We start from the raw sequence: 22728 nt of genomic DNA on the forward strand, positions 1-22728 counted from the left end.
TTCTTTTTTTTGTTGCTTTTTTTACGGCTATAACCATGAGTATTACCCTTACGGTTAAAAAAAACATGATTTATATTGCTCCGGTAGTCATCTTAGCCATAATTGCAAAATACTTGAGTGTTACCAAAAAGAAAGCAGACCCCTTGTTTTTATTGGCATTACTTGCTTTTTTAGGACTAAATATTTTAAGCTTTTATTCTTTTAATAAATACTTTAACGCTATCAGCCTTTTAACATCAGGTTATTTAATTTTATTTACACTGATACTTAAAAAGTATTTAGTAAAAAGTAGATTAAAATCTTTTCTATCGTTATCTGTTATTATTGGTTTTTTCCTTGTTGGTTATATTATATACGCGGTCGTGGATTTGCTAATAGGGCAAATCCCTAATTCAAATTTAATTTATGTGTTTATTTGTGCATTGTGTTTGTTTATTTATGCAGCCACATTTGCCATGATTTATATTAGTGATAACTACTCTAATGGTACTGTTTTATTAGCTTCAGGTGTTGCCACCATATTTAACTTAGGCTTATCTCCTATAAACGAGTACTTTTTATACAACCAGACGTTTACGGTTTTAATCCTTATTTGTCATTACATGTCACTTTATCTTTTTATGAGATTTATTTCAACAACTAAAGTAATAGACACTAAAGACGTCAAAAGAAAATATTTTTAAATACTACTGCTTACCGCTTTTAAACAACTTATTATAAACCACTTGCATACTCTTTGTCGACACTTCGATTTAGAGAAAATTGTAAACTCTAACAATTAACATTTTTTAAGAAACAGGTATACTTATATATCCTAAATTTGCCGACTTAAATTAATTATCAAGAATCTCAATAAAAGGAGATAGCAACCTGCAATAACAAGCAAGGTGCTAAATAGATAAGCCATTAATTGGAACAAATGTTAACACATCTTTCTTATTACTTGCTTGTTTATTCCTTTTTAAAATGAATAAAGTAAAATGGCAAATTCAAAAAAAATCATTCCCAAATTATCAGCATTAATACCACTATTCGTATTTGTATTCACGTTTCTAGGCGTTGGTATTTATCAAAACGATTTTTATGCACTTCCAGCTCCAATAGCTGTTATAGTAGGAATTATCGTTGCTTTTTTAATGTTTAGACAGTCTGTAAATTCCAAAATTAAAACGTTACTAAAAGGTTGCGGTGATGACAAAATACTTACCATGTGTTTAATCTATCTTTTAGCTGGTGCATTTGCAACTATTACCAAAGCGACAGGTAGTGTTGATGCAATTGTTAATTTAGGCCTTGATTTTATAGCGATTCAATACATTTATTTTGGTGTTTTTATAATCGCAGCCTTTTTATCTGTTTCTACCGGAACTTCCGTTGGTGCCATTGTCGCTTTAGCTCCAATAGTCATTGGTTTTGCGGATAAAAGCAGTGCTGATCTTGGTATTTTATGCGGTGCATTATTAGGAGGAAGTATGTTTGGAGACAACTTATCTGTAATCTCTGATACAACTATTGCTGCCACACAATCCTTAGGTGTTAAAATGAGTGACAAGTTTAAGCAAAACATAAAAATTGCGCTCCCTGCTGCCCTATTTACTATTGTCATATTGATCATACAAGGTTTAGGATTAGAATCTAACTTGGAAGACACTACCGTTTATAGTTATTCTGTAATCAAGATACTTCCCTACTTACTAGTTATCACACTTTCTATAATAGGTGTAAATGTATTTGTTACACTACTTTTAGGTGTAATTTCGGGAGGTCTTTTAGGGATTATTTATGGTGATTTCACATTAATTGAATCTACTAAAATTGCTTATACCGGCTTTACTAGTATGACCGAAATTTTCTTACTTTCTTTATTAACAGGAGGTTTAGCTGCTTTAGTTTCTAAAAACGGAGGGATTGAATATATCCTAATTAAAATAAAAACATTAATCAAAAGTAAAACGTCAGCTCAGTTTGGTATTGCTGCATTAGTTAGCACCATTAACCTAGCAATTGCAAATAACACCGTATCCATTATTATTGCTGGTCCAATTGCAAAAACAATAAATGACGAGTATGATTTAGACAACACAAAAACAGCTTCAATATTGGATATTTTTGCCTGTATTACTCAAGGACTCTTACCTTATGGTGCTCAAGTATTAATGATTTTAAGCTTAACTAATGGAAAAATTAATTATTTAGATTTAGTGGCTAACACATGGTATCTATTGCTTTTACTAATCTACACATTGATATTTATAAGCTTTAAACCATTACGATTAAAGTAAGTGTTAAAAGATTTTTTTAAGCTAAAAAGGAGGATAACCCTAAGATTATCCTCCTTAACCACTAATCTACCAAACCAATTCTTAATTCATTTCAATAACACCTACTACTTCATAAGCTCTAGTACCATCTATCTGTACTTTCTCGTATAGAATATTAGCATATTCATAAAACGTCTCGTTATTAATTACCACTTTTTCGTAATCTTCAGGAAGCTCATATACTACAGTTCCAACTTCTGGATCAACAACCTCATATTCGTTATTTACTTGTGTGTAAAATATACCATGCGCATTATAATAATTGTGACTAATAAAACGTACTCGCTTATAATTTGTAGGTAATACTTTTATTCTAAAACCAACCTTTGGTGCAATAACAATATAGCGACCTCTAGACTGTGTATAATACTTATTATTAGCGTAATAATAGTTTTGTCCTTTATGTTTAACAACAGTTCTATTTGGTACTGTTCTAACCGAGGCTACTTTACGTTTTTGTGTTTTGTAAGTCACTTTAGTACTTGGCACTCTACTATTAACGGTGCTTCTTTTTGTAGTTGTTGTGGTTACTGTTTTCTCTTTAGTGCTGCGTTTAGTTTGTGCAGACACATGAGTTGTTATTGCTATTAAAAAAGCGAATGGGACGACGTATGTTTTAATTAATGTTTTCATAATTTTAAGTTTTTAAGATTAAACGTTACATAATACTTTGACTCTATTTTGTATTAATAGTTTAAAAGTACAAGCAATAAACCTTCTAAAAAACATAAATAGACCAACTCGTACATTCTATCTACCAACTAGATTATTCTATTGATAACTCCTATCTTAATTTATAGAAATCCCTTAGTCTTTGGACCAAAAAAAAGGTATACAATTAAGTACACCTTCATTTTAAACTAATTCTAAAAAAATATTATTTCAATAAACCCAATAAACCTGTTAATTCAGTAAGATTTAAACTTGAGTTACTATCTGTATCTAAAACATTAAAGTTTTCTGACACAGTACCAATAGCTTCTGTAGAACTTATAGCTTCATCCTTGTTAGCATCTAACAAACTAAAAAGGCTTGAAATTTGCTGTACAGTAGAATTAGAACTTAATGAACTTAATAATGTTGCTGCATTTGCAATATTTGATGTGTTTACGTTTTTAACGCCATTACAACTAAATAAACTTACTGTAATTGCTAATGTTAGTGCTATTTTTTTCATGATTTTAATTTATCTTATTTTATGTTTCAGTAAAGGTAGTTACACCTTTAAATATTCTACTAAATAATAGACGTGTGCTATTTAGTAATCTATTAAATACATGATTTTATAGACGAAACAATAAATAGTATGTATTTATAGCGAGTTATTATTCACAAATTCTAAAAAAGCAGGCTTATACTGCTCAGAAACCGTAATACGTTGATCATTGATAATAATTTGACTACGTTCAATAACTTCAATGTTTTTTAATGATACAATAAAAGAACGGTGCACACGTAAAAATTGAGTTTGTGGGAGTTCTTCTTGCAAAGATTTTAAGCTCATTAAGGTTAAAATAGGCTTCGGGTTATCCTTTAACCAAATTTTAATATAATCCTTCAGGCCTTCAAAATATAAGACATCAGACAGCTTAATTCGTAATTGTTTGTATTCGGATTTTACAAAAAGAAATTCTTTTACTTCGGAAACTTCGTTTTGTGGTTTTCCTTTTAACAACGAGAAATAATGATTTGCTTTATTGGCTGCTGCTAGAAACTCAGCATAATCAAAAGGTTTTAATAAATAATCTAAGGCTTCTACTTTAAAACCTTCTAAAGCATATTGATCAAAAGCAGTTGTAAAAACTACACGTGTTTCTTTTGGTAACATTTTAGAAAACTCAATACCTGTTAAATCTGGCATTTGTATGTCTAAAAACAATAAATCAACAGGTTCATTTTTTATAAACTCCATCGCTTCAATAGCACTACTACACTTTTGTTTTAGTTCTAAAAAAGGTGTTTTCTCGACATAGCTTTCTACTAAATTTAAAGCCATCGGCTCATCGTCCACAATAACACACGATATTTTTATATTGCTCATAATTTAATTGGTTTCAATTTTTAAAGTGACTAAAAAGCGGTCATCTTTTAAAATGGTTTTAAAGTTGAATTTATCCGAATACAATAATTCTAAGCGCTTTTCTAAATTCTGAAGTCCTATACCAGAGCCACTTTTATCGTCAGTTTTCTTTGGGAAATTATGGTTTTCAACTGAAAACAAAACAGTATTATCATCACAAGTCATGTTAATATCAATAGTACTTGGTTTAGTCGCCGAAACACCATGTTTAAAAGCATTTTCGATTAATGAAATAAATAATAAAGGTGCTATTTGTATACCTGTTTCCCCGGAAGGGAAACTATAATTAACAGTCGTTTTATCCGATACTCTTAAGGTCATTAAATCAATATACTTTTTAAGAAAATCGATTTCTTTACTAAGCGGAACCACTTCTAAATTAGTCTCATACAGCATATAACGCATTAACTTACTTAAACTGTGAATCGAAGATTTTGCTTGATCTGGCGAAATATCAACTAAAGAATAAATGTTATTTAACGAATTAAAAAAGAAATGTGGTTGCAATTGATAATGCAAATGCTGTAACTCCGACTTCAATTTAAAATTAGCTGCTTCCTTACGTTCTGCTTCTGTTTTAGCCCAACGTTTTGTTGATTTTAATGCTACTGAAAAAAACAAAGGTGCTAAATAAGATAACAATTGAATATATACCGCCATTTTAAATGGAGGCTCTGTTCTCTCGGTATTTGCGAGACGCTTTTTTAAAATATCTTGAAAGTAGTTATCTTCAATATATTCTTTTAAAAACAAGAACAATCCTATCAATGCAATATTTATTACTATAAAAAACAACGTTTTTTTAGGAAACAAAAAACGATCTATCAACACAAAGTAGTTGAAGTAAAAGATAATTGCAGAAAAGAACAAAGGAATCCAAAAATGTGCTTTAACTCTATCTAATTCTTGATCTTGACTATAAGATAACAAGTAAGGCAAACTGACTAATGTTAGCCAAACTAGTAGATGTAAAAAGATGGTTATGTTTTTATTCTTGTACATTAACTTTAATTTAATTTTACTATTCTTTTGTTACAAAAAGGTCTATTTACTCCTGTACAATTGCATTTCCTGCAACACCATTTAGACATTTTATTACTTGATTCCCTCCTGGTTCTCCAGCATGATAATGATAACCTCTAGTTTCGTCTTCATGACCTCCACAATCATCTAGGCCTGTTGGTTTATGGTCATTTTCGTCTAAAAGTGCATAAATACCAAAACCATCAATAGCATACCCTAACATTGGTGCGTGCACATCTCCTTGATTTACTTCTTTAGTAAATCCTGTAGCTGCATGATAATGGTAGCCTCCATGCGGATTTACATGTCCTCCTTGATCATCTAAAGGCGCAATAGTATGTGCAGCCAATATAGCTTCTGTTGGTGCTGGCGGATCAAAATTAACACCATTAAAAGCGACACCAATCGCACCTCTTCTAAAGCGTTGTTCATTATTTGTATAAACTGGTGTAACCGGAATAGTATACGTTGTTACTTGGTCTTTATAATATTTAGGTAAACACTCTACACAATAATTTTGATAGGCTTCTTCCACATCTGGCTTTGCTGCTCCTTCGCATTCTTCTTGTGTAGCGGTATACTTTACGCTACCATCTTCTCTAAACACTTTCCATTCATCATCTTTATAAAACTCGGCTAATTCTGCAATAAAATGACCATCTACATCATAGACTTTTCCATCTTCAAACCAAATACCTCCTTTTTCTTTAGCATCATCAATATGTCTTGGACACCAAGGTCCCATTTGATGTTCCGATGGTCTTGAATTGGTTTTAAATACATAGCATAATGTTGGTGTTCCGTCTAGTTCTACAGTTTCCTGAGTAATTTTTCCAATAATATTATCTGCTATAAAATAATCTGGATTTACTGAAACAACCTTAATTAACTCTGTGTTTTTATCTGATTTACAGGACGCCAATACAATGGTGATTACTAAAAGTAAAAATGGTTTTAAATGTTTGCTGGTTTTCATGTTTTTCCGTTTTATTAATGAGTTAGAATCACGAGTCTTTACTCGTAACGCAACGCGGTTATAGGATCTAAAGCCGATGCCTTTCTAGCGGGATACCATCCAAAAAAGATACCTGTTACAGCACATACTGCAAAAGAAATAATTATAGAATACATCGCCACGCTTGTAGGCCAATTTAAGAATTTTTCTATGAACACCGTTGCTCCAAGCCCTAATAATACACCTAAAACACCACCAGTTATGCTTATTAAAATGGCTTCTATTAAAAATTGCATTAAAATATCGGAGCCCTTTCCTCCTACAGCCATACGTAACCCAATCTCTTTGGTACGTTCTTTTACGGAAACATACATAATATTCATAATCCCAATTCCTCCAATTAATAAAGAGATACTAGCTACCGCAACTAGCAGTATTGTAAGCATTTCACTAGTTGAACTAAAGGTTGAAATTAACTCTTCCATAGAACGCACAGTAAAATCGTCTGTATCACTATCGGTTAATTTGTGTTGTTCTCTTAAAATTTTAGAGACCTCTAAAACAGCATTTGGCGCCTCTTCCTCACTAATAGCAGATGACATAATCTGATTTAAATGATCGATAGCCAAAATACGTTTTTGCACCGTTGTATAAGGTGCAATGACTACATCGTCTTGATCTTGACCAAAGGTGTTCTCTCCTTTTTCTTCTAAAACACCTATGACTTTAAACGGAATATTATTAAAACGAATCATTTGCCCTACAGGCTCTTGTCCATCAGGAAATATATTATCTACCACCGTTTGACCTATCACAGCCACTTTAGATGCTGTTTGAACCTCAGCATCTGTAAACATGCTCCCACTTTGTAAATCGACCACTTTAATGTTTAAATACTCAGGATTAACACCGTAAATCGAGGATGGCCAGTTGCTAGAGCCATTAATAACTTGTCCTTTACCTTCTACCACTGGCGTGCTATAACTTAGTAAAGTCGACTGCGCTTTAATGGCTTTATAATCACTTAAAGTCAGCGATTCCATAACACTTGCCTCTTGCCTTACACCGCCTCGGGTGTCTGCGCCTGCTTTTATAGTTATCATATTAGATCCCATACTTGATATGGTAGTCCGAATGCTCTCTTTGGAGCCTTCTCCAATAGCTAACATTGCAATAACAGAAGCCACACCTATAATAATCCCAAGCATCGTTAATAAGGTTCTTGTTTTATTAAGAATGATGGCTTTTGTTGCGATTTTAAATAAATTTAATAGTCTCATCTGTTTATATTTAGTGTTTTTTTAAGGTCAAATGGAATGCCACAATTACATATAAATTCATATTAGAATTTTGATATGGCATTTCATAATTAACCGTCTTGTTTAGGTAGTTTGGCCAATTCATTTGCTGCAGATTGAATATTATGATTCTCATAATCCTGCATCACTTCACCATCTTTTAACACAATAGTTCTACTGCTAAATGTAGCTATATCTGGCTCGTGCGTAACAAATGTGATTGTAATCCCTTGTTTGTTTAACTCCTGAAATAACGCCATTATCTCATACGACGTTCTTGTATCTAAATTCCCTGTGGCTTCATCAGCTAAAATCATTACTGGATTATTAACCAACGATCTGGCAATAGCCACACGTTGTTGTTGTCCTCCCGAAAGCTGCGAAGGTGTATGATGCAATCGCTCGCCCAAACCAACCATCTCTAAAGCTTTGATTGCACGTTCCCTTCGCTCTTCGGAATTTACTTTACTGTTATATAATAAGGGCAACTCCACGTTTTCAATAGCCGATGTTCTGGCTAATAAATTATAAGATTGAAAAATGAAACCTATTTTTTCATTTCGAATAGTTGCCAATTCATTTCTAGATAAATCTTTGACTCTTACACCATCAATTTCATAGGTTCCAGACGTTGGTTGATCTAAACATCCTAAAATGTTTAACATCGTACTTTTTCCAGAACCACTAGATCCCATTATAGTGACAAATTCTCCTTCTTTAATATCAAACGAAATACCTCTTAATGCATGAACCGTCTCGGTTCCCATGGTAAACTCTCGTTTTAAATCTTCTATTTTTATGATTGCTTTACTCATGATTATCTATTTTTTCCTGTTACCTCCTGGTTTTTGTGGCATAAACGGACTTTCGCTTTTAGCGGAAACACTAGCCTCCGATTTTGAAACCCCTTTTAAACTATATACAAGTTTATCTCCTTCTGAAACGCCACTTACCACTTGCACATTTACACCATCACTTGCGCCAAGTGTTACTGTTTTAGGTGAAATAGACCCAGTACTTTCCAATACCCAAAGTGTTGTTCCTTCTTTAGTTATTTCAGTGTTATTAGCTTCTAATTGGTGTTGTAAATTATAGCTTGCAAAGACTTCTTTTTCTGGTTTAAAGTTGATGGCTTTAGCTTCCGCAGTTAATACATCATTTAATTCTAATGTGTAAATTGAAATAGTTGCTGTTAATCCTGGCTTCAGTTTTAAATCTGGATTATCTGCCTTAATTACAACGGTATACGTTACTACATTTGAAGTAACCGTTGGATCTAATCTTACTTGTGTTACTTCTCCTTCAAAGGTTTCTCCTAAGTAAGCATCGACTGTAAATGTGACGCGTTGTCCTTCTTTTACTTGTCCTATATCTGCCTCATCTACATCTGCCTCTACTTGCATTTCTTTTAAATCTTGTGCAATAGTAAATAGCGTTGGTGTACTTAAACTTGCTGCTACCGTTTGCCCTTCGTCAATAGCTCTAGATAAAACCACACCATCTATAGGCGAATAAATATTAGCATAACCTAAATTAGTTCTGGCTTGTTGTAAATCTGAATAACGTTGCGTCACCGTTCCTTTTGCTGTTTGATAGTTGAAAGTCGCATCATCAAAATCTGATTTACTGATCACTCGATTATCAAATAACGTTTTCTGTCTGTCGTAAATAGTTTGTGTATAATTTCTTTGGCTAACCGCATTATCGTACGCTGCTTGTGCTTGCGTTTTTGCTGCATTTAAATTGGTTTTATCCAATTCTGCTATTAATTGTCCTTCCGTAACCACACTGTTATAATCCACATATATTTTTTCTACAACTCCAGACACTTGTGTACCAACCTCAACTTGCGTAATAGGCTCCATTGTACCTGTTGCAGTAACCATGGTGGTAACATTAGCCTTTTTAGCTAAAACGGTCTTAGCTTCAATTACAATAGCATCGTCTCCTTTTAATAATGCGTATCCTGCAATAGCGAGTACTACAAGTACAATACTTACTATTATTATATTTTTTTTATTTTTCATGAGTTTATATATTTTGTTTTTTGTTCGGTCACATGGTGCTTCCATATAATCATTTCCGTAGATATCGAATTTAAATTATGGAAGGTTCATGGTATTATGGTTTAAAGTTTAATGTCGTTTCCTTGATAAAATTGTAATAATTGGTGGTATAGAATATTTAAGTATTTAGATTGTAAATAGTTTTGCTGTGCATTAGTAAAGGTGTTTTGACTAATCACTAAATCCGTTGTACTTAAACCTCCTAACTCATACTTTTTTTGTGCTAGTTTATACGATTGCTCTGCTGGAGTTTTAGAGACTTCCGCAGCAATGACTTGCTCTTGAGCAGACACTGCGTTTTGATACGCTGTTTCTACTTTTTTATAAACTTCTTTTTCTGTATTCTGTTTTTGAATCTCAGCTTTTTCAATATTTATTGATGCCGTTTTAACTGCTGCTTTAGTTTGATTTCTATTAAAAATGGGAATTGTCAAAGACAGTCCTATTTTCTGATTAAAATTTATATCAAACTGATCTGAAAACGTATTATCATTAATACTTGTGTAACCAGAACCAATGCTTCCGTTTAAAGACAACGTTGGTAAAAAGCCACCTTTTGCAATATCTAATTCTTTCTCGTTTGCAGCTATGTTTAGTTTACTTGCTTGTATCTCTGGTAAAAAACCAATAGCGTTATTGTATAACTGGTTTTTATCAATTTCTAGATTAATTAAATCCATGTTTTCATCAATGGTTTCAATCTCTAAATCTTCTAAAGGCGATAATTCTAATAACTGCTTTAACTGAATGATATATTGTTGGTAATCGTTTTTAGAAGCAATAACGTTGTACTTGTTTGTTGCTGCTTGACTTTGCGCTTCTGTATAATCGCTTAGTGCAATAGTCCCTGCGTCTAAACGTGCTTTTGCTCTTAATACTTCTTTTTCTGAAGCTTCTAAGTTATTTTCCGCAATAGCGATACTTTCTTTACTATAAAGTGTTTGTAAATAGACTTCTAGAATGTTTAACTCAATGTTATTCTTTTCTACTTCTTCCAAAAACACACGTTGCTCTAATAGTAATTTATTTTGTTTAATTTGATTGCTAATCTGATTACCTTGAAACAAGGTCATAGAACTGTTTATACCAACATTAGTACTGTTTATTTGATCTGTAACATAACTACTTGTAATAGGATCAATAGTGTTTCCGCTAGAGAAACTTTGAGATGCACTACCAAACAAGTTTGGTAATCTTGACGATTTTGCTTTACTATAATCAATTTCGGCAATGCTTTTATTTAAAGCAGCTTCCTTAACCGTTATGTTATTTTCTATAGCGTAAGTGATGCAATCTTCTAACGACCACACTTTAGATGCAGTGGTAGTTGAAGCGTCTTGTGCAAAAGAAAACTGCACGAAGAATAGACTTGCTAGGATTAGATATAATTTCATTTTTTTGAGTGTTTTGATTTAACACTTCAAAGATGAAACTATATGTAATCTTATTATAAAGCGATAGACGTTTGAGGCAATTGACTATACAAAAGCCCGTTATTTATCGATGAGATTTTTTCGGCTTTAGCCTAAAAACAAAAACAGCATCTAATTACCTTAGATGCTGCTGTATTATAAAATTAAAAACCGTTTTAGTTTTTAAGAGATTTCATGTCAATTACAAAACGATATTTAACATCGTTACTAGTTACACGATCGTAGGCTTTATTAATATCTTGCATATCAATAAGCTCAATATCACTAATAATATTGTGCTCTCCACAAAAATCTAACATTTCTTGAGTTTCTTTTATACCTCCAATTAAAGATCCTGCAATACGCTTGCGTCCTCCAATAAGATTACCTCCATGAAAAGGTTTTAAAGCCTCTATTGCACCAACTAACACCATTGTAGCATCAATTTTAAGCAACGTTAAATAAGGATCCATTTCATGACCTACAGGAATGGTATTTAAGATAAAATCAAAACTTCCTTGATGCTTCTTCATAGCGTCAGCATCTTTAGATACCAATACTTCATGTGCTCCTAATCTTTTAGCATCTTTACCTTTTTCTGGAGAGGTTGTAATCATAACAACATGTGCTCCTAAAGCATGTGCAAACTTAACACCCATATGTCCTAATCCACCAAGACCAATAACACCTACTTTATCTCCTTTTTTTACTTTCCAGTGACTTAAAGGTGACCAAGTTGTAATTCCTGCACATAATAATGGTGCTGTTCCTGCGTCGTCTAAATTCTCAGGAATACGTAATACAAATTTCTCATCAACAACTACAGAGGTAGAATACCCACCGTATGTTTGTTTACCTTCAATATGCTTATCAGGACTATTATAAGTCCATGTTGTTCCTTTTTCGCAAAATTGTTCTAAATCTTGTTCGCAAGAAGAACACGTTTGGCAAGAATCTACTAAACATCCTACACCTACTTTATCTCCTACCTTGTATTTAGTAACACCTGCACCAACTTCTAAAACACGACCAATAATCTCGTGTCCTGGCACTACCGGATATGTTGATCCTTTCCAATCGTTTCTAACGGTGTGTATATCACTATGGCAAACACCACAAAACGTAATATCAATTTTTACATCGTCTGCACCCACAGCTCTTCTCTCTATATCTAAAGGTTTTAAATCTTCTGTTGCTGCTGTTGCACCATATGCTTTTACTGTTGTACTTGCCATAATTATGATTTTTTAAGAGTTACAATTAACTCGATTTCTGTATTTAATACTTTTGAAATTGGGCATACTTCCTTTGCTTTTTGAGCAATCTGTTGGAACTGTTCTGCGTCAATTTCTGGAACATCACCTACTAAATTTAATGTAATTTTAGTAATTGCACCATCTTCAAAAGTAACGGTAGCGTCTACATCTAAAGTAGTTGCTGTAAATTTATTTTCGTTTAATAAAAAGCTTAACTGCATTGCAAAACATCCTGCATGTGCTGCTCCTATTAATTCTTCTGGGTTTGTTCCTTTTTCACCATCTTCAAATCGTGTATGAAATGAATACGCTGTTTTATCTAAAACCTTACTAGCTGTTGTTAGGTTTCCTTGTCCATCTTTACCACTACCTTTCCATTCTGCATTTGCTTTTCTTGTAAATTTCATGTTGTGTGTTTTAAGTTAAACTATTTATTAATTATTTAGTTGCATTTGGATAATCTGTATATCCTTTTACTCCTGTTGTATAAAACGTGTCTTGATCCCACTCTGCTAACTCTAAATTGTTTTCAAAACGTTCTACTAAATCTGGATTAGAAATAAATGGCTTTCCGTAGGCTATTAAATCTGCATCACCAGCCTCCAACACTTTGTTTCCTTTGTCTTGATCAAACGCTGTGTTAATCATTAAAGTACCGTTATATAATGGTCTAAAGTGTTTTGCTATTTCTGTAACAGCAAAAGGAATTTCAGAAACATCTGTAAACGGTTCTGATAAATGTACGTAAGCTAAATTATAATCGTTTAATTTTTTGATAATATATTCAAACGTTGGGATTGTCTCTTTATCCATAGTAATACCAAATAACCCATCTAAAGACGGATTAAAACGTGCGCCTATTTTTTCTTGAGGAATAACCTCTTTCATAGCATCTAAAACTTCAAAAAAGAAACGTGCTCTGTTTTCTATACTTCCTCCATAGTTGTCTGTTCTCTTGTTAGACGTACCATTAAAAAATTGCTGAAACAAATAGCCATTTGAAGAGTGAATCTCCACACCATCAAATCCTGCTTTTACTGCATTTGCTGCTGCGTTTTTAAAATCTTCAATTGTTTGCTTGATATCTTGGATAGTCATTGCTCTTGGCGTAACTGTATCTTTAAAACCTTCTGGCGTAAATGATTTAGCGTTTGGATTTAAGGCTGAAGCCGAAATTGGTAGCTCTCCATTATGAAAATCTGGATGCGACATACGTCCAACATGCCAAAGCTGAATAAAGATTTTCCCACCTTTATCATGTACACGCTTCGTTACTTTTTTCCAACCTTCTACTTGGGCATCTGTATGAATCCCTGGTGTATGAATATATCCTACTGCCTGAGTTGATACTTGAGAACCTTCAGAAATAATTAAACCTGCCGAAGCACGTTGCTCATAATACAAGCCTTGTAATTGGTCTGTAGCAACTTTACCTTCGTTATCTGCACGACTACGTGTCATAGGTGCCATAACTACGCGGTTTTTAAGATTAATATTTTTATTATATGGAGTTAATAGGGGTTGTTTGCTCATTGTAAATAATGTAAATTATTAATAATAACAAAGTTACATTACATACTAGCCAATATCATTGATGTAAGTCAATTAAGATAGATTTAACTTTTAATAAGCCTTCGGACTCTACTTAAATTTTCTGGTGTGACCCCCAAGTAATTAGCTATATCATAATTTGGCACACGGTCTTCTATTAAAGGATACGAGGCACAAAACTCTAGATAACGCTCTTTAGTGTTTTTTTCTTGCGAAGATAATATACGCTTACTCTGGCCTATAAATGCTTTGGTAAGTAGCAATCTAAAATAGCGTTCATATATAGGGGCTTGGTCATAGATTTTTTGAAGATTATCATAACTAACAGATAACAGTTGTGCATCCTCTATGGCTTCGATATATAATTTAGCTGGTGCTTGGTTAAAAAAGGCTTCAAAATCGCCTATCCACCAATTTTCTACCGCGAACTGTATGATGTGACTATTACCTTTATCGTCCAAATAATATGCTTTTAAACAGCCTTTTACCACAAAATACTGATGTTTTACATGAGTTCCTGATTTAAGTAAAAACTGCCCTTTAGAAACAGACACTTGCGTTAAAACAGAATTAAATAATTCCAGATCGTCTTGAGATGGCGAAATGTGATTAGTGATGTGTTTTACAATAGGTGCATGCATAGTGCAAAGATGGTATTTTCTAAATATTAAATACTAGTTTAACATAACTTTGTTTATAGATCAAAAAACATTTAATAAATTTACAATTAATTATGAAGCAAGTATTACATAAAATAATGTCTTTTGCAATGGCTTTGGTAGTGTTACTATCTACAATGTCATTCACATTTAACATGCATTATTGTGGTGATACTTTAGTAGAAACAGCGCTATTCCAAAAAGCAAAAGGCTGCGGAATGGAAATGATACAACCAGCAAAAGAAGGTTGTGTTATTACAAAAAAAAGCTGCTGTAGTGACGAACAACTTGTTGTAGATGGTCAAAATGAGCTTAAGCTTAATTTAGATCAAATATCTTTTGAGCAACAGTTTTTTATTGCTTCATTTGTTTACACCTATAGCACTCTTTTTGAAGGTGTCGAAAATAACACCGCTACGTTTGAAACGTATCACCCACCACTCGTCAGAACGCAAATCTTTAAGTTAGACGAGACGTATTTAATCTGATTTTAAAACAATAGACTGTATTATCCAGTGATTTATATCATTAGGATAATGTACTGTATTCGGTGTTTTCCTTTTTGGGATGTCACCTCTTTCTAATTGTTTTAAACATCAAACTTTATGCTAAATAGAAGCATTAAATTTCTAATAGAAAATAAACTCGTAGCCGTATTATTACTCGCCCTTTTTATTGGTTGGGGAACTGTAAATGCACCATTTAATTGGGATACTGGCTTTTTACCAAGCGATCCTGTTGCTGTAGATGCCATTCCTGATATTGGCGAAAACCAACAAATTGTATTCACAAAATGGGATGGGCGATCGCCTCAAGATATTGAAGATCAAATTACCTATCCATTAACCTCTTCCCTATTGGGAATTCCTGGAGTAAAAACCATTCGTAGTTCTTCTATGTTTGGATTCTCTAGTATCTACGTCATTTTTGAAGAAGATGTTGAGTTTTATTGGAGTCGTAGCCGTATTTTAGAAAAGCTAAATTCTTTACCAAGTAACTTATTGCCAGAAGGCGTAAATCCTGCTTTAGGACCGGATGCTACAGGTTTAGGGCAAATATTTTGGTACACTTTAGAAGGTCGTGACGCAGACGGAAACGTGACTGGCGGTTGGGACTTACAAGAACTAAGAAGCATTCAAGATTACTATGTAAAATACGGCTTATCTTCTGCTAGTGGTGTCGCTGAAGTCGCTTCTATTGGTGGTTATGTTCAAGAATATCAAGTCGATGTTAATCCCGAATTAATGCGCCAATACAATATTGGTTTAAACCAAGTTGTAAAAGCGGTTAAAAATAGTAATCAAGACATTGGTGCACAGACCTTAGAAATTAATCAAGCGGAATATTTAGTACGTGGTTTAGGCTATGTAAAATCTGTTGAAGATATTGAAAATGCTGTAGTAACTTCAGCCGACTTTACTTCCATTAAAATTAAAGAGATTGGTAAGGTTACCTTAGGTCCTGCTGCGCGAAGAGGGATTTTAGACAAAGAAGGTGCCGAAGTTGTTGGTGGTGTTGTAGTGGCAAGATATGGCGCCAATCCTATGGAAGTCATTACCAATGTAAAAGCAAAAATTAACGAGCTTAAAGGCGGTTTACCATCTAAAGTATTAGCAGATGGACGCACCTCTCAATTAACGGTGGTTCCTTTTTACGATCGTACAGAACTGATTGTAGAAACCTTAGACACCCTTAACGAAGCATTGACATTAGAGATATTAATTACCATTTTGGTGATTATAATAATGGTTTTTAATTTAAGAGCTTCCATTTTAATTTCAGGATTATTACCAGTGGCTGTTTTAATGGTTTTTGTTGCCATGAAACTGTTTAACATAGATGCTAATATTGTTGCGCTTTCGGGTATTGCTATTGCTATTGGAACTATGGTTGATGTGGGCGTCATACTCGCCGAAAACATGATTCGACATCTGGACGACGATGCTTTAAGACTTCGTGACGATGGAACAGAATACACTATTAATGAAGTTATTTACAACGCTACTGCGGAAGTATCTGGCGCTATTTTAACTGCCGTTTTAACTACTATTATCAGTTTTGTACCCGTATTTACTATGATTGGTGCAGAAGGGAAATTGTTTAGACCTTTAGCCTTTACAAAAACGATGGCATTGTCAGCCTCTTTGGTGATCGCCTTGTTTTTAATTCCACCTTTTGCGGCGTATTTATTCAGAAAAACAACATTAAAAAATTCCTTTAGATATTTTTTAAATGGCGTTTTGATACTTGCAGGAATTGCAATTATTATTAACGGTTTTTGGTTAGGATTACTCTTAGTCGCTTTTGGTATCACTGGTTTACTAGGTGTTTTAAAGAGATTAGATAAGAAGAAAATAAATCTAATAAATATTATTATTTCTTCGATTGCAATTGTATTTCTATTGGCAGAATATTGGAGACCGTTAGGTTTTAACCGCAGTATCATTGTCAATCTTATTTTTGTTGCTATTATATGCTTCGGAATTTTAGGTGTGTTTTCTATTTTCAGAAGGTATTATAGTCAGATTCTAAACTGGGCTCTAGCCAATAAAGTGTTGTTTTTAATAATTCCTGCGACCGTTCTTATATCTGGATTTTGGATTATGAAAAATACAGGAAAAGAGTTTATGCCTTCCTTAAATGAAGGCTCGTTTTTATTAATGCCAACCTCCTTGCCTCATGCTGGTGTTGAAGAGAACAAACGTGTGCTTCAGCAATTAGACATGGCGGTTGCGACTATTCCAGAAATTGAAACTGTAGTCGGAAAAGCTGGTAGAACAGATTCACCTTTAGATCCTGCACCTTTATCCATGTATGAAAACATGATTCAATATAAATCGGAATACATGCGCAATTCCGAAGGAAAAAGACAGCGTTATAAAGTGAATGCTGACGGGTTGTTTGAGTTGAAAAACGGAATGTCATTGCGAGCAGAACAAAGTGAAGCGTGGCAATCTCTTAATGCAAAAGAACAACTTATCGAAGATAATAACGGTGAATACTACAGAAACTGGCGACCAGAAATTAAAACTCCTGATGATATTTGGAACGAAATTGTACGCGTCACCAAATTACCAGGTGTGACGTCTGCACCAAAATTACAACCTATTGAAACCCGATTGGTTATGTTACAAACCGGTATGCGTGCGCCAATGGGAATAAAAGTAAAAGGTCAAGATTTAAAACAAATTGAAGCGTTTGGCTTAGAATTGGAACGACTACTAAAACAAGCGGAAGGTGTTAAAATAGAAGCTGTTTTTGCAGATAGAATTGTTGGTAAACCTTACTTGTTAATTGATATCGACAGAGAAAAAATAGCACGTTATGGTATTTCAATAGCAGATGTACAAAGTGTTTTAAAAGTAGCCATTGGTGGTATGGCATTAACACAAACCGTTGAAGGACGAGAACGTTATGCTGTAAGAGTACGTTACCCAAGAGAGTTACGTGGTAATCCGGAAGATTTAAAAGACATTTATATTCCTGTAGAAACGGGTAGTCCAGTTCCTTTAAGTGAATTGGCAACTATTAAATACGAACAAGGTCCACAAGTCATAAAAAGTGAAGACACTTTTTTAGTAGGCTATGTCTTGTTTGATAAATTGGATGGTTTTGCAGAGGTTGATGTTGTAGAAAATGCACAAGCCTTGTTTCAACAAAAAATAGAATCTGGAGATCTAATGGTTCCAAAAGGAATCAGTTACAAATTTACTGGTACTTATGAGAATCAATTACGTGCAGAAAAAACATTGTCTGTGGTTGTTCCGTTAGCATTGGCTATCATCTTTTTAATACTTTATTTTCAGTTTAAATCTGTTAGCACATCATTAATGGTATTTACCGGAATTACAGTTGCATTTGCTGGTGGTTTTATCATGATTTGGCTATATGGTCAAGATTGGTTTTTCAACTTTAGCTTGTTTGGCGAGAATATGCGAGACCTCTTTAACATGAAAACCATTAATTTAAGTGTTGCTGTTTGGGTTGGTTTTATTGCACTATTTGGTATTGCTACCGATGATGGTGTGGTTATGGCCACCTACCTAACACAAACTTTTGATCGCGAAAAACCTGCTGATAAAAAAAGTATTAGAGCTGCTGCTTTACATGCTGCCGAAAAACGTATTCGTCCGTGTTTAATGACTACAGTAACCACCATTTTAGCGTTGTTACCCGTTTTGACATCCACAGGTAAAGGAAGTGATATCATGATTCCGATGGCAATTCCAATATTTGGAGGGATGGTTATTGACATTACCTCCTACTTTATTGTTCCGGTTTTATATAGCTGGAGAGAAGAGATTAAAGTGAAAAGGCTTCAGAAAAAGAAAATATAGCTTAGACTAAAAAAACATAAAATGAAATACAATAAAAATCATATCAAACATAAAGTTGTCTTGCTTCTTTGTTCTTTATTCTTTGTTATACAAGGTAATTCACAAGAACTAGAAAAATACATTGCTACTGCTTTGGAAAATAATCCTGAGATTCAGAAATTTGAATTACAATACGCTATTGCTACAGAAAAAGTGAATGAAGTTAATACGCTTCCAAACACCGATTTTAGTGCTGGCTATTTTGTAAGTGAACCAGAAACACGAACAGGAGCACAACGTTTTAAAGTTTCAGCTAAGCAAATGTTACCTTGGTTTGGGACTATTACTTCACGCGAAAATTATGTAAGCGCATTGGCTGATGCAAAATATGAAGACAATGTAATTGCTAAACGAAAGCTTGTTGCTTCGGTGTCCCAATCGTATTATAATCTTTACGCTAATAAAGCAAAGCAAGAAGTTTTAAAAGAGAATATTAAATTATTAGACACTTACGAAACATTAGCTTTAACCTCTGTTGAAGTTGGTAAAGCATCTGCAGTAGATGTATTGCGATTGCAAATGCGTCAGAATGAAATGCAACAATTATTAGACATCTTAAGTCAACAATTTTTAGCAGAGCAAACTAATTTTAATAAGCTACTAAATCGGGATAAAACTATTGCTGTAAATGTTTTAAATGCATTGCATATGCCTTCAGAAGATTTTAAAATAAATTTGGAAAATTTAGTATTACATCCAGAATTGTTGAAGTATGATAAACTGTTTGCTTCCGTAGAAAAATCAGAACTAGTAAATCAGAAAGAAAGCAATCCAATGATTGGTTTTGGTTTAGATTATATCGCCATTTCAGAAAGACCAAATATGAATTTTAATGATAACGGAAAGGATATAGTTATGCCAATGGTTTCGGTTTCAATCCCAATATTTAATAAGAAATACAAATCTAAAACCAAGCAAAACAAATTACAACAACAGGAAATCGAATTTCAAAAACAAGACCGTTTAAACACGTTAGAAACATTATTAGACAAAGCAATAAATGATAGGAAATCAGCTAGAATAAGTTACAATACACAAGTAAAAAACTTAAAACAAGCTATGGATGCCGAATCGATTTTAGTAAGAAGTTACGAAACCGGCACTATTGATTTTAATGATGTTTTAGATATTCAGGAACTACAATTGAAGTTTCAAATGAATCAAATAGAATCTATTAAAAGTTACTATTTACAAACGACAATTATTAATTATTTAATTCAATAATAATGAAACATACATATCACATACACGGAATGACTTGCAACGGATGTCGCAGTCATGTGGAAGACACGCTTTCAAAAGTAAAAGGTGTTTTAAAAGCTACAGTTGATTTAGAAAAAGCAGAAGCTACGATAGAAATGGATTCACATATCCCCTTAGAAACCTTTCAGGAGGCTTTAAAAAACGATGGTGGTCGATACAGCATACATCATTTAGGAGACCATAATCATGCTAAGGACAATAGTACCACGTCCGTAGACATAAAAAAAGGACATGGTACCGGTACTTTTTACTGTCCTATGCATTGCGAAGGCGATAAAACCTATGACAAATCTGGCGATTGCCCAGTATGCGGAATGGATTTAGTGGAAGAACAAAACCTATCAAATACCACAACAACGCAATGGACGTGCCCAATGCATCCTGAAGTTATTAAAGACGAACCCGGAGCGTGTCCCATTTGCGGAATGGATTTAGTGCCATTGGAAGCAGATGCTTCAGCAGAAGACAAAACCTATAATAAACTATTAAAAAAATTCTGGATTGCAGTCGCTTTTACTGTACCCATATTTTTAATAGCCATGTCAGAAATGCTCAACAACAATCCGTTGTATACTGTTTTAGAGCAAAAAACCTGGAATTGGATCCAGTTTGTATTGTCTATTCCTGTTGTGTTTTATGCCACATGGATGTTCTTTACACGTGCTTGGACTTCAATTAAAACAAGAAACTTTAACATGTTTACGCTTATCGGAATAGGTTCTGGTATTGCCTGGTTATTTAGTGTATTCGCTATGTTATTTCCAGACGTATTTCCTATAGATTTTAAAACCGCAGATGGCAATGTTTTTGTGTATTTTGAAGCTGCAACAGTGATTCTAACTTTAGTATTATTAGGACAACTATTAGAAGCAAAAGCGCATAGTCAAACTAGTGGTGCAATAAAGGAATTACTAAAATTAGTACCCGCAACCGCAACATTGGTAACAGAAGGCGAAGACAAAGTTATTGCAATTGATAAGATTGAACAAGGCAATTTATTACGTGTAAAACCTGGAGAGAAAATACCTGTAGATGGTAGTATTGTTGAAGGACAGAGTAGTATTGACGAATCTATGATTACCGGAGAACCTATTCCTGTTGATAAAATTGTAGCCGATAAAGTAACCTCAGGAACCATAAATGGTACAAAGTCGTTTGTAATGAAAGCTGAAAAAGTAGGTTCGGAAACATTACTGTCTCAAATCATTCATATGGTTAATAACGCCAGTCGTTCTAAAGCACCAATACAGAAACTGGCAGATAAAATTGCCAAGTATTTTGTGCCTACCGTATTACTAGTTTCTATAATTACCTTTATTCTTTGGGCAGTCTTTGGTCCAGAACCAGCGTATGTATTTGCGTTTGTAAATGCCATTGCTGTATTAATTATTGCCTGTCCTTGTGCTTTAGGGTTAGCAACACCAATGTCTGTTATGGTTGGTGTTGGTAGAGGTGCACAATCTGGTGTATTAATTAAAAATGCAGAAGCTTTAGAGACAATGAATAAAGTAGATGTCCTTATTGTAGATAAAACGGGAACAATTACAGAAGGAAAACCATCTGTTGAAAAAGTGATTGCTGTGACTAAAATTGAACAAGACCTACTACTCCACTACATTGCTTCTTTAAATCAATATAGCGAGCATCCTTTAGCAGAAGCTATTGTCAATTATGGTAAATCAAAACAGGTAACTATTACCAAAGTAGACGACTTTGAAGCTGTAGCAGGAAAAGGCGTTATTGGTACCATTGATAATAAAAAAGTAGCTTTAGGAAATGCTAAATTATTAGAGCAATTCTCTATTTCTATATCAGAAAGCTTGGCTAGTCAAGTAATTGCAGAACAAGAACAAGGAAAAACCGTGTCTTACATCACCGTAGAAAATGAAGCTGTAGGATATGTTACTATTTTCGATGCCATTAAAAAGACAAGTCAAGAGGCTATAAAACAACTTCAGGACAATGGTATTGACGTTATTATGCTTACTGGTGACAATAAAAACACAGCTAAAGCAGTCGCAGAACAATTAAAACTAAAACATTATAAAGCAGAATGTCTGCCAGAAGATAAACTAAACGAAATAAAAAAATTGCAACAACAAGGAAAAGTAGTTGCTATGGCTGGAGATGGTATTAATGATGCACCAGCGTTAGCACAGTCGGACGTTGGTATTGCAATGGGAACAGGAACCGATGTTGCTATTGAAAGTGCTACAATTACTTTAGTTAAAGGAGATTTACAAGGTATTGTAAAAGCTAAAAACTTAAGTCACGGTGTGGTTAAAAACATACAACAAAACTTGTTTTTTGCTTTTGTTTATAATGTTATCGGTGTACCTATTGCAGCAGGAATATTATATCCATTTTTCGGATTGTTATTATCTCCAATGATTGCTGCTTTAGCAATGAGTTTTAGTTCGGTATCAGTAATAGCCAATGCGTTACGTTTAAGAAATATTAAAATATAG

19 protein-coding genes and 1 riboswitch are annotated in these 22728 nt (G+C 33.7%); of the genes, 6 read left to right on the top strand and 13 right to left on the bottom strand.

What is annotated here, in order from left to right; translation table 11 throughout:
* Positions 1-35: 35 nt before the first annotated feature.
* A complete protein-coding gene (locus ACZ2G2_RS14055) occupies positions 36-683 on the top strand; it encodes a hypothetical protein (protein ID WP_470392849.1) in 648 nt (215 codons plus the stop codon).
* 149 nt (positions 684-832) lie between these two features.
* Positions 833-930: riboswitch (SAM-I-IV-variant riboswitch) on the top strand.
* Between the two features lie 50 nt (positions 931-980).
* Positions 981-2282: a Na+/H+ antiporter NhaC family protein gene (locus tag ACZ2G2_RS14060; protein ID WP_470392851.1), complete on the top strand. Its 1302-nt coding sequence runs from the start codon at positions 981-983 to the stop codon at positions 2280-2282.
* An 81-nt stretch (positions 2283-2363) separates the two neighbouring features.
* Here the strand turns inward: ACZ2G2_RS14060 and ACZ2G2_RS14065 are convergent, their stop codons facing one another.
* The 13 genes from ACZ2G2_RS14065 to ACZ2G2_RS14125 all read right to left on the bottom strand — a co-directional run bounded on the left by ACZ2G2_RS14065 (position 2364) and on the right by ACZ2G2_RS14125 (position 14603).
* The gene (locus ACZ2G2_RS14065; RefSeq protein WP_470392852.1) at positions 2364-2954 is read right to left on the bottom strand and encodes a DUF6515 family protein; all 591 of its coding nucleotides are present in this window, start codon (positions 2952-2954) and stop codon (positions 2364-2366) included.
* A gap of 244 nt (positions 2955-3198) precedes the next feature.
* Positions 3199-3498: a hypothetical protein gene (locus ACZ2G2_RS14070; RefSeq protein WP_470392854.1), complete on the bottom strand. Its 300-nt coding sequence runs from the start codon at positions 3496-3498 to the stop codon at positions 3199-3201.
* A gap of 135 nt (positions 3499-3633) precedes the next feature.
* Entirely contained in the window at positions 3634-4362 is a 729-nt protein-coding gene (locus tag ACZ2G2_RS14075; protein WP_470392856.1) for a LytR/AlgR family response regulator transcription factor, read from the bottom strand.
* 3 nt (positions 4363-4365) lie between these two features.
* Complete coding sequence (locus ACZ2G2_RS14080) at positions 4366-5403, bottom strand: sensor histidine kinase (RefSeq protein WP_470392858.1); 1038 nt, start codon at positions 5401-5403, stop codon at positions 4366-4368.
* 46 nt (positions 5404-5449) lie between these two features.
* Positions 5450-6400: a YHYH protein gene (locus tag ACZ2G2_RS14085; RefSeq protein ID WP_470392860.1), complete on the bottom strand. Its 951-nt coding sequence runs from the start codon at positions 6398-6400 to the stop codon at positions 5450-5452.
* Positions 6401-6438: 38 nt separating this feature from the next.
* The gene (locus ACZ2G2_RS14090) at positions 6439-7659 is read right to left on the bottom strand and encodes an ABC transporter permease (protein WP_470392862.1); all 1221 of its coding nucleotides are present in this window, start codon (positions 7657-7659) and stop codon (positions 6439-6441) included.
* An 89-nt stretch (positions 7660-7748) separates the two neighbouring features.
* On the bottom strand, positions 7749-8492 hold the full coding sequence (locus tag ACZ2G2_RS14095; RefSeq protein ID WP_282067768.1) for an ABC transporter ATP-binding protein: 744 nt from the start codon (positions 8490-8492) through the stop codon (positions 7749-7751).
* Between the two features lie 6 nt (positions 8493-8498).
* Positions 8499-9704 carry an efflux RND transporter periplasmic adaptor subunit gene (locus ACZ2G2_RS14100; protein WP_470392864.1) on the bottom strand — a complete coding sequence of 402 codons (1206 nt, stop codon included), beginning with the start codon at positions 9702-9704 and terminating at the stop codon, positions 8499-8501.
* Positions 9705-9805: 101 nt separating this feature from the next.
* Positions 9806-11137 carry a TolC family protein gene (locus tag ACZ2G2_RS14105; RefSeq protein ID WP_470392866.1) on the bottom strand — a complete coding sequence of 444 codons (1332 nt, stop codon included), beginning with the start codon at positions 11135-11137 and terminating at the stop codon, positions 9806-9808.
* Positions 11138-11331: 194 nt separating this feature from the next.
* Complete coding sequence (locus tag ACZ2G2_RS14110) at positions 11332-12390, bottom strand: NAD(P)-dependent alcohol dehydrogenase (protein WP_470392868.1); 1059 nt, start codon at positions 12388-12390, stop codon at positions 11332-11334.
* Positions 12391-12392: 2 nt separating this feature from the next.
* Positions 12393-12818, bottom strand: coding sequence for an OsmC family protein (locus ACZ2G2_RS14115; protein WP_090840947.1), 426 nt, complete (start codon positions 12816-12818; stop codon positions 12393-12395).
* Positions 12819-12849: 31 nt separating this feature from the next.
* Positions 12850-13944 carry an alkene reductase gene (locus ACZ2G2_RS14120; RefSeq protein WP_281846445.1) on the bottom strand — a complete coding sequence of 365 codons (1095 nt, stop codon included), beginning with the start codon at positions 13942-13944 and terminating at the stop codon, positions 12850-12852.
* 83 nt (positions 13945-14027) lie between these two features.
* Complete coding sequence (locus ACZ2G2_RS14125; RefSeq protein WP_470392870.1) at positions 14028-14603, bottom strand: Crp/Fnr family transcriptional regulator; 576 nt, start codon at positions 14601-14603, stop codon at positions 14028-14030.
* 92 nt (positions 14604-14695) lie between these two features.
* On the opposite strand from ACZ2G2_RS14125, the gene ACZ2G2_RS14130 reads away from it, so the two are divergent.
* From ACZ2G2_RS14130 to ACZ2G2_RS14145, 4 genes are all read left to right on the top strand, one after another.
* Positions 14696-15109: an HYC_CC_PP family protein gene (locus ACZ2G2_RS14130; RefSeq protein ID WP_470392872.1), complete on the top strand. Its 414-nt coding sequence runs from the start codon at positions 14696-14698 to the stop codon at positions 15107-15109.
* 117 nt (positions 15110-15226) lie between these two features.
* Positions 15227-18958, top strand: a complete 3732-nt coding sequence (locus tag ACZ2G2_RS14135) for an efflux RND transporter permease subunit (RefSeq protein WP_470392873.1) — start codon at positions 15227-15229, stop codon at positions 18956-18958.
* Between the two features lie 21 nt (positions 18959-18979).
* The gene (locus tag ACZ2G2_RS14140) at positions 18980-20221 is read left to right on the top strand and encodes a TolC family protein (protein WP_470392875.1); all 1242 of its coding nucleotides are present in this window, start codon (positions 18980-18982) and stop codon (positions 20219-20221) included.
* Between the two features lie 2 nt (positions 20222-20223).
* Entirely contained in the window at positions 20224-22728 is a 2505-nt protein-coding gene (locus ACZ2G2_RS14145; protein ID WP_470392877.1) for a heavy metal translocating P-type ATPase, read from the top strand.

This window comes from Olleya sp. KKT75 (assembly GCF_055635485.1).

Bases quoted from the DNA above. Each gene is read 5' to 3' on its own strand.
- ACZ2G2_RS14130 (WP_470392872.1), top strand. From the start codon at position 14,696: ATGAAGCAAGTATTACATAAAATAATGTCTTTTGCAATGGCTTTGGTA.
- ACZ2G2_RS14135 (WP_470392873.1), top strand. From the start codon at position 15,227: ATGCTAAATAGAAGCATTAAATTTCTAATAGAAAATAAACTCGTAGCC.
- ACZ2G2_RS14070 (WP_470392854.1), bottom strand. From the start codon at position 3,498: ATGAAAAAAATAGCACTAACATTAGCAATTACAGTAAGTTTATTTAGT.
- ACZ2G2_RS14125 (WP_470392870.1), bottom strand. From the start codon at position 14,603: ATGCATGCACCTATTGTAAAACACATCACTAATCACATTTCGCCATCT.
- ACZ2G2_RS14115 (WP_090840947.1), bottom strand. From the start codon at position 12,818: ATGAAATTTACAAGAAAAGCAAATGCAGAATGGAAAGGTAGTGGTAAA.
- ACZ2G2_RS14090 (WP_470392862.1), bottom strand. From the start codon at position 7,659: ATGAGACTATTAAATTTATTTAAAATCGCAACAAAAGCCATCATTCTT.
- ACZ2G2_RS14080 (WP_470392858.1), bottom strand. From the start codon at position 5,403: ATGTACAAGAATAAAAACATAACCATCTTTTTACATCTACTAGTTTGG.
- ACZ2G2_RS14140 (WP_470392875.1), top strand. From the start codon at position 18,980: ATGAAATACAATAAAAATCATATCAAACATAAAGTTGTCTTGCTTCTT.
- ACZ2G2_RS14100 (WP_470392864.1), bottom strand. From the start codon at position 9,704: ATGAAAAATAAAAAAAATATAATAATAGTAAGTATTGTACTTGTAGTA.
- ACZ2G2_RS14085 (WP_470392860.1), bottom strand. From the start codon at position 6,400: ATGAAAACCAGCAAACATTTAAAACCATTTTTACTTTTAGTAATCACC.
- ACZ2G2_RS14120 (WP_281846445.1), bottom strand. From the start codon at position 13,944: ATGAGCAAACAACCCCTATTAACTCCATATAATAAAAATATTAATCTT.
- ACZ2G2_RS14145 (WP_470392877.1), top strand. From the start codon at position 20,224: ATGAAACATACATATCACATACACGGAATGACTTGCAACGGATGTCGC.
- ACZ2G2_RS14110 (WP_470392868.1), bottom strand. From the start codon at position 12,390: ATGGCAAGTACAACAGTAAAAGCATATGGTGCAACAGCAGCAACAGAA.
- ACZ2G2_RS14060 (WP_470392851.1), top strand. From the start codon at position 981: ATGGCAAATTCAAAAAAAATCATTCCCAAATTATCAGCATTAATACCA.
- ACZ2G2_RS14095 (WP_282067768.1), bottom strand. From the start codon at position 8,492: ATGAGTAAAGCAATCATAAAAATAGAAGATTTAAAACGAGAGTTTACC.
- ACZ2G2_RS14075 (WP_470392856.1), bottom strand. From the start codon at position 4,362: ATGAGCAATATAAAAATATCGTGTGTTATTGTGGACGATGAGCCGATG.
- ACZ2G2_RS14065 (WP_470392852.1), bottom strand. From the start codon at position 2,954: ATGAAAACATTAATTAAAACATACGTCGTCCCATTCGCTTTTTTAATA.
- ACZ2G2_RS14105 (WP_470392866.1), bottom strand. From the start codon at position 11,137: ATGAAATTATATCTAATCCTAGCAAGTCTATTCTTCGTGCAGTTTTCT.
- ACZ2G2_RS14055 (WP_470392849.1), top strand. From the start codon at position 36: ATGAGTATTACCCTTACGGTTAAAAAAAACATGATTTATATTGCTCCG.